Source organism: Actinomadura sp. WAC 06369 (assembly GCF_003947565.1).
GTDB classification, from domain to species: domain Bacteria; phylum Actinomycetota; class Actinomycetes; order Streptosporangiales; family Streptosporangiaceae; genus Spirillospora; species Spirillospora rifamycini.
In genome coordinates, this window is the sequence record NZ_QHJN01000252.1 from 1 (window position 1) to 7,938 (window position 7,938).

The 7,938-nt window shown below is 75.3% G+C and carries 7 protein-coding genes and 1 pseudogene; 3 read left to right on the forward strand and 5 right to left on the reverse strand.

All coding sequences use genetic code 11. The annotated features are described in order from the left end of the window. Nucleotides 1-51: 51 nt before the first annotated feature. The 5 genes from DMH08_RS37100 to DMH08_RS37120 all read right to left on the reverse strand — a co-directional run bounded on the left by DMH08_RS37100 (nt 52) and on the right by DMH08_RS37120 (nt 5,102). Complete coding sequence (locus tag DMH08_RS37100) at nt 52-351, reverse strand: metal-sensitive transcriptional regulator (protein ID WP_026405646.1); 300 nt, start codon at nt 349-351, stop codon at nt 52-54. A gap of 70 nt (nt 352-421) precedes the next feature. Continuing rightward, entirely contained in the window at nt 422-1,024 is a 603-nt protein-coding gene (locus DMH08_RS37105; protein WP_125620883.1) for a histidine phosphatase family protein, read from the reverse strand. A 27-nt stretch (nt 1,025-1,051) separates the two neighbouring features. Continuing rightward, complete coding sequence (gene ald, locus DMH08_RS37110; protein ID WP_125620885.1) at nt 1,052-2,167, reverse strand: alanine dehydrogenase; 1,116 nt, start codon at nt 2,165-2,167, stop codon at nt 1,052-1,054. 178 nt (nt 2,168-2,345) lie between these two features. Further along, nucleotides 2,346-3,530: a glycerate kinase gene (locus DMH08_RS37115; protein ID WP_233618038.1), complete on the reverse strand. Its 1,185-nt coding sequence runs from the start codon at nt 3,528-3,530 to the stop codon at nt 2,346-2,348. Nucleotides 3,531-3,656: 126 nt separating this feature from the next. Beyond that, complete coding sequence (locus DMH08_RS37120) at nt 3,657-5,102, reverse strand: NCS2 family permease (protein WP_125620889.1); 1,446 nt, start codon at nt 5,100-5,102, stop codon at nt 3,657-3,659. 213 nt (nt 5,103-5,315) lie between these two features. Between DMH08_RS37120 and DMH08_RS37125 the strand changes: the two are divergent. From DMH08_RS37125 to DMH08_RS37135, 3 genes and pseudogenes are all read left to right on the forward strand, one after another. Continuing rightward, nucleotides 5,316-5,624: pseudogene (locus DMH08_RS37125) on the forward strand (PucR family transcriptional regulator); the annotation flags it as partial. A gap of 14 nt (nt 5,625-5,638) precedes the next feature. Beyond that, a complete protein-coding gene (locus DMH08_RS37130) occupies nt 5,639-6,937 on the forward strand; it encodes a helix-turn-helix domain-containing protein (protein ID WP_026405652.1) in 1,299 nt (432 codons plus the stop codon). Nucleotides 6,938-7,024: 87 nt separating this feature from the next. Beyond that, on the forward strand, nt 7,025-7,938 hold a 914-nt coding region (locus DMH08_RS37135; RefSeq protein WP_233618039.1), incomplete at its 3' end, for a DUF5685 family protein.

Genomic DNA, 7,938 nt, shown 5'->3' on the forward strand with positions numbered 1-7,938 from the left:
ACCTGGACGATCGCGTCCTGACCGCCCGCCCGCCCGTCCGCGCGCGGGCGGTCAGCCGCGGCGCATCAGGCGGCCGACGGCGGCCATCAGCTCGGTCGACATCGCGTCGCCCTTGCCCTCCTCGGCGCCCTCGGCGACGCAGTGCCGGACGTGGCCGTCGAGGAGCCCGAGCGCGACCTTGTCGAGGGCGGCCTGCACGGCGCTGATCTGGGTGAGGATGTCGATGCAGTAGCGGTCGTCCTCGACCATGCGCTCGATGCCGCGCACCTGGCCCTCGATCCGGCGGAGCCGGGTCTGCAGCTGGTCCTTGGTGGCGGTGTAGCCGCGCGTGGGGGCCTCGCTGGTCGCCATCTCGGTCCTCACAATCGGTTGGGCCTCGCACCTCGGGGAAGCAACACCCCCCGCAGGGGTATGTTATGCGCTAGTTCGGGGGGATGTTCCAGGCCGAGACGACCGGACGGCCGTGCTCGGTGCCGAGCTCCGACAGCGTTCCGGTCTGGAGCGCGAACAGGCGTCCCAGTGCCGGCTCCAGGCCGAGCCACCGCGCGGTCAGGACGCGGAGGAAGTGCCCGTGCGCGACGAGCGCGACGTCCCCCTCGTCCAGAAGCGGGCGTACCCGCGCCAGAACCGCGTCTGCGCGCGCGCCCACCTGCTCGACGGACTCACCGGGGTGGTCGGCGTCGCCCGGGACTACCCCGTCCTCCCACAAGTACCAGCCGGGCCGGTCCTCCCGGATGCGGGCGGAGGTGATCCCCTCGTAGCCGCCGTAGTCCCACTCCCACAGGTCGGCGTCGACGCCGCCGGCCGGGCCGTCCACCGGCAGCCCCGCCAGCTCGGCGGTGCGGCGGGCCCGCTCCGCCGGGCTGACCAGCGTGCGGACGATCGCGCGGCGGGCGAGCGGCGCGCGCAGCGCGCGGGCCTGCTCCTCGCCCCGCGCCGTCAGCGGGAGGTCGGTGCGCCCCGTGTGCCGGCGGGCGCGGCTCCATTCGGTCTCGCCGTGCCGCACGATGATCAGCTGTCCCATGCGCCCCACTCTAGGCGCGGGCCCCCGCTAGTCGAGGACGGACGACGGCGGGATCCACGGCAGCCCGTGGGCCTCGCCGACGTGGTCGTAGACGATCTCGCCCGCGTGCGTGCTGAGGCCGCGCGCCAGCGCCGCGTCGGCGCGCAGCGCGCCGCGCCAGCCGCGCTCGGCGATCGCGACGGCGTACGGGAGCGTCACGCCGGTGAGGGCGTAGGTCGAGGTGTTGGGCACCGACCCCGGCATGTTCGCCACGCAGTAGAACGTCGAGTCGTGCACCCGGTAGGCCGGGGCGTCGTGGGTGGTGGGGCGCGAGTCGGCGAAGCAGCCGCCCTGGTCGATCGCGATGTCGACGAGCGCCGACCCCGTCTTCATCCCGGCGACGAGCTCGTTCGAGACCAGCGTCGGCGCCTTCGCGCCGGGGATCAGCACCGCGCCGATCACCAGGTCGGCGGCGCGGGCCTGCTGCTCGACGGCGAGGGCGTTCGACACCAGGGTCCGCACCCGGCCCCGGTAGACCGCGTCGATGCGGCGGAGCCGGTCCACGTCGACGTCGAGGACGGTGACGTCCGCGCCCATGCCCGCGGCGATCTGCGCGGCGTTCAGCCCGGACACCCCGCCGCCGATCACCACGACCTTCGCGGGCGCCGTGCCGGGCACGCCGCCCGGCAGCACGCCCCGCCCGCCGTTGGACGCCATCAGGTGGTAGGCGCCGACCTGCGGGGCGAGCCGCCCCGCGACCTCCGACATCGGGGCGAGCAGCGGCAGCGAGCGGTCCGGGAGCTGGACGGTCTCGTAGGCGATCGCGGTGACGCCCGCGGACAGCAGGGCGTCGGTGCACTCGCGGGACGCGGCCAGGTGCAGGTACGCGAACAGGACCTGGCCCTCGCGCATCCGGTGGAACTCGGGCGCGATCGGCTCCTTGACCTTGAGGACGAGGTCGCCCTCGGCCCAGACCTCGTCGGCCGAGTCGAGGATCTTGGCCCCCGCGGCGGTGTAGTCCTCGTCGGGGATCGCCGAGCCGAGGCCCGCGCCGCGTTCGACGAACACCTCGTGGCCGTGGCGAGTGAGCTCGTGGACCCCCGCCGGAGTGATGGCCACGCGGTACTCGTGGCTCTTGATCTCGCGGGGTACGCCGATCTTCACGGAAGGCTCCTTGTGGGGGCTGACGTCCGTACGTTTCAAGCGTCATGCCCGCGGTCCGCGCCCGCCACGCGCAGCGTGGCAGCACATCGGCGCGTTCGGTGACACGGTGTAAACCGGGACGTGCGGGACCGGCGGCCCCCGTTCGGCCGCCTGCCCGGTCGCCCGCTCGGCCGTCCGGTCAGGGGCCCGTCCGGTCGCCCGGGCGGCGCACCGGCGGGAGCCACTCGTCGGCGATCGCGACCGTCAGCTGCTCCAGCAGCGGCCCGGCCCGGCGGACGCGGCGCTCGGTGTCGGGTTCGAGGTCCTCGAGCGTGTAGACGGCCTGGATGCGGGCCTTGCGGAGCTGCTCGCCGGTGAGGCCGCGCCGCCCGGCGACCGCGACGACCGGGACGCCCGCCCGCGCCGCCGCCCGCGCGACGCCGACCGGCGCCCCGCCGCGCAGCGAGCGGGTGTCGAGCACCCCTTCCCCGGTGACGACCAGATGTGCGGCGCGGGCCCGCTCCGCGAAGCCGAAGACGTCGAGCAGCACGCCGGGACCGGGCGCGATCGTCGCGCCGAGGAAGGCCAGCGCGGCGAACCCGACGCCGCCTCCGGCCCCGGCGCCCGGCAGGTCGCGGACCGTCCGGCGGGTCGCCGCCTCGGCGAGGTCGGCCCAGCGGCGCAGGCCCGCGTCCAGCGCCAGGACCTCCTCGCGGCCCGCGCCGCCGCGCGTCCCGTGCACGGCCGCCGTGCCGCCGCGGCCCAGCAGCGGGCCCGCCGGGCCGCAGGCCGCGACCACCTCGACGCCCGACAGGTCGGGCAGGCCGCGCAGGTCGAGGGCGTGCAGCGAGCGCAGCGCGGCGCCGCCGGGCGGCAGCTCCCGGCCGGCGGAGTCGAGCAGCCGCCCGCCGAGCCCGCGCACCAGCCCGGCGCCGCCGTCGGCGCACGCGGCGGAGCCGAGCCCCAGCACGATGCGGCGGGCGCCGCGCCGCAGCGCGTGCCCGATCAGCTGGCCCGTCCCGACGCTGGTCGCCGCGAGCGGGCGGGGCCGCCCGCCGGGGAGCCGCCGCACGCCGGACGCCTCGGCCAGCTCGACCACCGCGACGCCCCCGGCGAGCGCGAGGGACGCGGCGACGGGCCGTCCGACCGGGCCGCACACCTCCGCCTCGATCCGCCGCCAGCCCGCCGCGACGGCGGCGTCGACGGTGCCGTCGCCGCCGTCGGCCACCGGGAGCTGCACGACCGGGACGTCCGGCCGCGTCCGGCGCAGCCCGGCGGCCAGGTGCCGCGCCGCCTCCGCCGCCGTGAGGGCGCCGCGGAACCGGTCGGGCGCCAGCAGGACGTGACCGCGCGGGAACGGTTCGGAGGGTGAGTCCGCGGACACAGGCAGCCACACTTTCACGCCGGGAGGTAAGGTCCTTACCTTCTGCTTACGCGATGTCGGCATCATTTGACACCCGGAACGCGCCGCGAGACTTTCAAACGCGCAGAGAGGTACGGCCTTCCGGCGTCAGCGGACGCCCAGCCAGGTCTCTATGGGGTGGATTGCGAAGAACAGCAGGAACAGGACCACCACGGGCCACAGCCACACCGACACCTCGCGCGCCTTGCCCTTGGCGACCTTGATGACCGCGTAGGCGACCATGCCGCCGCCGATCCCGATGGTGATCGAGAACGTGAACGGCATCAGCACGATCGTCAGGAACGCGGGGATGACGAGTTCGAGGTCGTCCCAGTCGATCTTGGCGACCTGCATCATCATCAGCGCGCCGACGACCACCAGCGCGGGCGCCGCGGCCTGCGCGGGCACCACCGCGGCGAGCGGGGTCAGGAACAGCGTGACGGCGAACAGCCCGCCGGTCGCGATGTTGGCCAGGCCCGTCCGGGCGCCCTCGCCGACTCCCGCGGCCGACTCCACGAACACCGTGTTGGCCGACGAGCTGGTCACGCCGCCGAACGCGGCGGACACGCCGTCCACCGACAGGATGCGGCCGAGCCGCGGGACGTCGCCGCGCTCCGACACCAGCCCGGCCTCGTCGCTGACGCCGAGGATCGTCCCCATCGCGTCGAAGAAGCCCGACAGCACCAGCGTGAACAGGACGACCAGCGCGGTGATCACCCCGGCCTCGGCGAATCCGCCGAACACGTCGACCTGCCCGAACAGCGAGAAGTCCGGCACGGCGAACAGCTCGTCCGGCATGGTCGGGGTGACGACGCCCCAGCCGCCCTCGGCGATCGTCGCGTTCGCCTCGATGACCACCGCGACGACCGTCCCGAGCACGATGCTGATCAGGAGGCCGCCGGGCACCCGCCGGACGTACAGGACGATCATCAGCAGCAGCGTCAGGCCGAACACCACGGTCGGCCACGTCTCCAGCCGCCCGCCGGTGCCGAGCGCCAGCGGCGGGCTCGTCTCGCTGGAGCTGATGAAGTGCGAGTCGTACAGGCCCACCAGCGCGATGAACGCGCCGATGCCGACCGCGATCGCGTGCTTGAGCGCCAGCGGGATCGCGTTCATGATCCGCTCGCGGATCCCGGTGAGCGCGAGGATCACGATGATCACGCCCTCGATGACCACCAGGCCCATCGCCTGCTCCCAGGTCATCACCGGCGCCGCCTGGAACGCGACGACCGCGTTGATGCCGAGGCCGGCCGCCAGCGCGAGCGGCGCGTTGCCGACCAGGCCCATCAGCACGGTCGTGACCGCCGCCGACAGCGCGGTCATCGTGGTGAGCTGCGGGATCGACAGCGTCGCCCCGGTGACGTCCTTCGCCCCGCCGAGGATGATCGGGTTCAGCAGGATGATGTAGGCCATCGCGAAGAACGTGGTGACGCCGCCGCGCAGCTCGCGGGCGACGCTCGTCCCGCGCCCGGTGAGGTCGAAGAACCGATCCAGCGGCCCGCGCCCGCCCGTGGGCGGTGAATCGTCGGCCTTTGCGGCAGGAGAATCGGACATGGCGCGGGCTCAGCCTCCAGCGGCGTCATCTCGAAAAGGGCGAGCACAGGGTAGCCGCCCCGGCCCGCGGGCCGGGCGGCGGCACCACCGGAGCGGAGGCCGCCGCGCCGTGAAGTTCCGGCGGCGCGGAACGGGACTGCGCTGCGTGACGGCTTTGCTGCGCTATAGCCTGCCCTGGTGCGAATGCCAGAGTCGATGGGCACGGTGAACCCCGACACCTACGCGCTGCTGCTGGCGGAGGTATCCGAGCGGACCCGCTGCTCCTTCCGGGACCGGATGCTCGGCCCCCTCGAGGAGTACGACAGCGCCCGGCGCGCCGAACTGCTGCACACCCTCGAGGTGTTCCTCGCCTGCTCCGGCTCCTGGAGCCGGACGGCGACGCGGTTGCACGTCCATGTGAACACGCTTCGGTACCGAATCCGGCGAATCGAGGACCTGACCGGCCGGGACCTCGGCACACTGGAAGATCGAGTCGACTTCTTCCTCGCCCTGCGCGCGACGCAGCCGGCGAGAACCCTGTAGGCGGTGGTCACACGATGGATCGCGAGACACTCGGGCAGCGCATCCGCGCCCTGCGGATCAGGCAGGGCGTCAGCCAGGCGCAGCTCGCCTTCCCCGAACTGTCCGACAGCTACATCTCGCTGATCGAGAGCGACAAGCGGGTGCCCGCGCCGAGCGTGGTCGAGCTGCTCGCCGCGAAGCTGAACTGCTCGGCGACGTACCTGGTCAGCGGGGTCAGCGAGGACGTCGTGGACGAGCTGCGCGTCACCCTCGACTACGCCGAGATCGCGCTGCGCAACGGCGCCGCGGAGGAGGCCCGCGCCCGGTACGCCGAGGTGCTGGCCAACGCCGACGCCGTCGCGCTGCCGGAGATGCTGCACCAGGCCCGCTGGGGCCACGCGCTGGCGCTGGAGGCCGCCGGCGAGCTGGAGGACGCGATCGCCGGGCTCGTCGCGCTCGCCGAGGAGGTCTCCGCCGAGGACGACCTCGACCACTGGGCCCGCGTGCACGTCGCGCTGAGCCGCTGCCTGCGCGAGCGCGGCGACGCCGGCGCCGGCGTGCAGGCCGCCGAGGGCGCGCTGCGGCACCTCATCGCGACCGGCGCCGACGCCACCGACGCCGCCGTGCACCTCGGCGCGGCGCTGCTCGCCGCGTTCGTCGAGCGCGGCGACCTCGTCCGGGCCCGGCAGCTCGCCGAGCAGCTCGTCGAGCGCGCCGAGCGGATCGGCAGCCCGCGCGCCCGGATGCTCGCCTACGGCGAGGCCGCCTACGTCGCCGAGATCCGCGGCGCCTACGAGGAGGGCGTGGAGCTCGCCGAGCGGGCGCTGATGCTGGCCGGGGACGGCGAGGACCCCCGCGACCTCGACCGGATCCGGGTCAGCTACGCGGGCCTGCTGCTGCGCGCCCGTCCGGACCAGGCGGCCCGCGCCCGCGACCTGCTGGTCCGGGTCCGCGGCGACGGCGGCGTCGGCGCCGCCGGGGAGATCGACGTCGCCTGGTGCCTGACCGAGCTGGCCCGCGCCGAGACCGTCCTCGGCCGTCCGGCGGAGGCGGTGCGGCTCGCCGAGGAGGCCCTGGACCTGCTCGGGGACGCCCCGCGCCGCGCGGCCGCCGGGGCGCTGACCGTCCTCGGGGAGGCGTGCCTGAAGCTCGGCCGGCGCGAGCGCGCGACCGAGGCGCTCACCCGCGCCGCCACCTGCCTGGAGCAGATGGAGGCGTCCCGGGAGGCGGCGCAGGCGTGGTTCGACCTCGCGGAGGTGCTCGCCGAGACCGGCCCGGCCGACGAGTCCCGGATGGCCGCGTACCGCCGCGCCCTGACCTGCGCCGGGGTGTAGCCGCGGGCGCGGTTTGAACCGTTCCGATCACCGGGGCGTCGGAGAGGAAGGTTTCCCCGGGTCGCTGGAGGTTCATCGTTGTTCGGTGTGGTTCGCCCGTGCAGGCACGTGCTGTGCGGGTCCCTGTTCAAGGACTGGACGGCGCACCTGTGCGGCCTCTGCCTGACGCTGCGCGCCCGGCACGGGCAGGCGGCGCGGCTCGTCACGAACTATGACGGGCTGCTCGTCTCCGTCCTCGTGGAGGCGCAGGCGCCGGAGGCGTCCCCGCGCCGGACGGCCGGTCCGTGCGCGCTGCGCGGCCTGCGCCGCGCCGAGGTCGTCGCCGCCCGCGCGGAGGGCGCCCGGCTCGCCGCGGCTACGTCGCTGCTGCTCGCGGCGGGCCGCACCCGCGACCACGTCGCCGACGGCGACGGCGCCTACGCGCGGCGGACCGTCGCGGCGGCGGCGGGCCGGCTGGCCGACCGGTGGGACGCCGCGGGCGGCCGCACCGGCGCGGGCATCGGCTTCGACGCGTCCGTCCTGCGGGACGCCGTCGCGCGGCAGCCGCTGCTGGAGGCCGAGTCCGGACTCGGGCTGCTCGACGTCACCGAGCCGACCGAGACCGCCGTCGCGGCCGTGTTCGCGCACACGGCCGTCCTCGCGGGGCGGGAGGGCAACGCCGAGTCCCTCGCGGAGGCGGGCCGCTTCTTCGGCCGCCTCGCGCACCTGATCGACGCCGTCGAGGACGTCGGCGACGACCTCGCGTCCGGCGCGTACAACCCCCTCGTCGCCACCGGCACCGGCCCCGCCGAGGCGCGGCGCCTCGCCGACGACGCCCTGCACGGGCTGCGGCTGGCGCTCGCCGAGCTCGAACTGGAGCGGCCCGCCCTGGTGAACGCGCTGCTGAACCGCGAGGTCGGCCGCTCCGTCGACCGCGTCTTCGCCGCCTACCCGCCCGCGCCGGGCGGCCCGCCGCCGCACGGCGGCCCCTACCCGCCGCACCCGCCGCACCCGCCGCACCC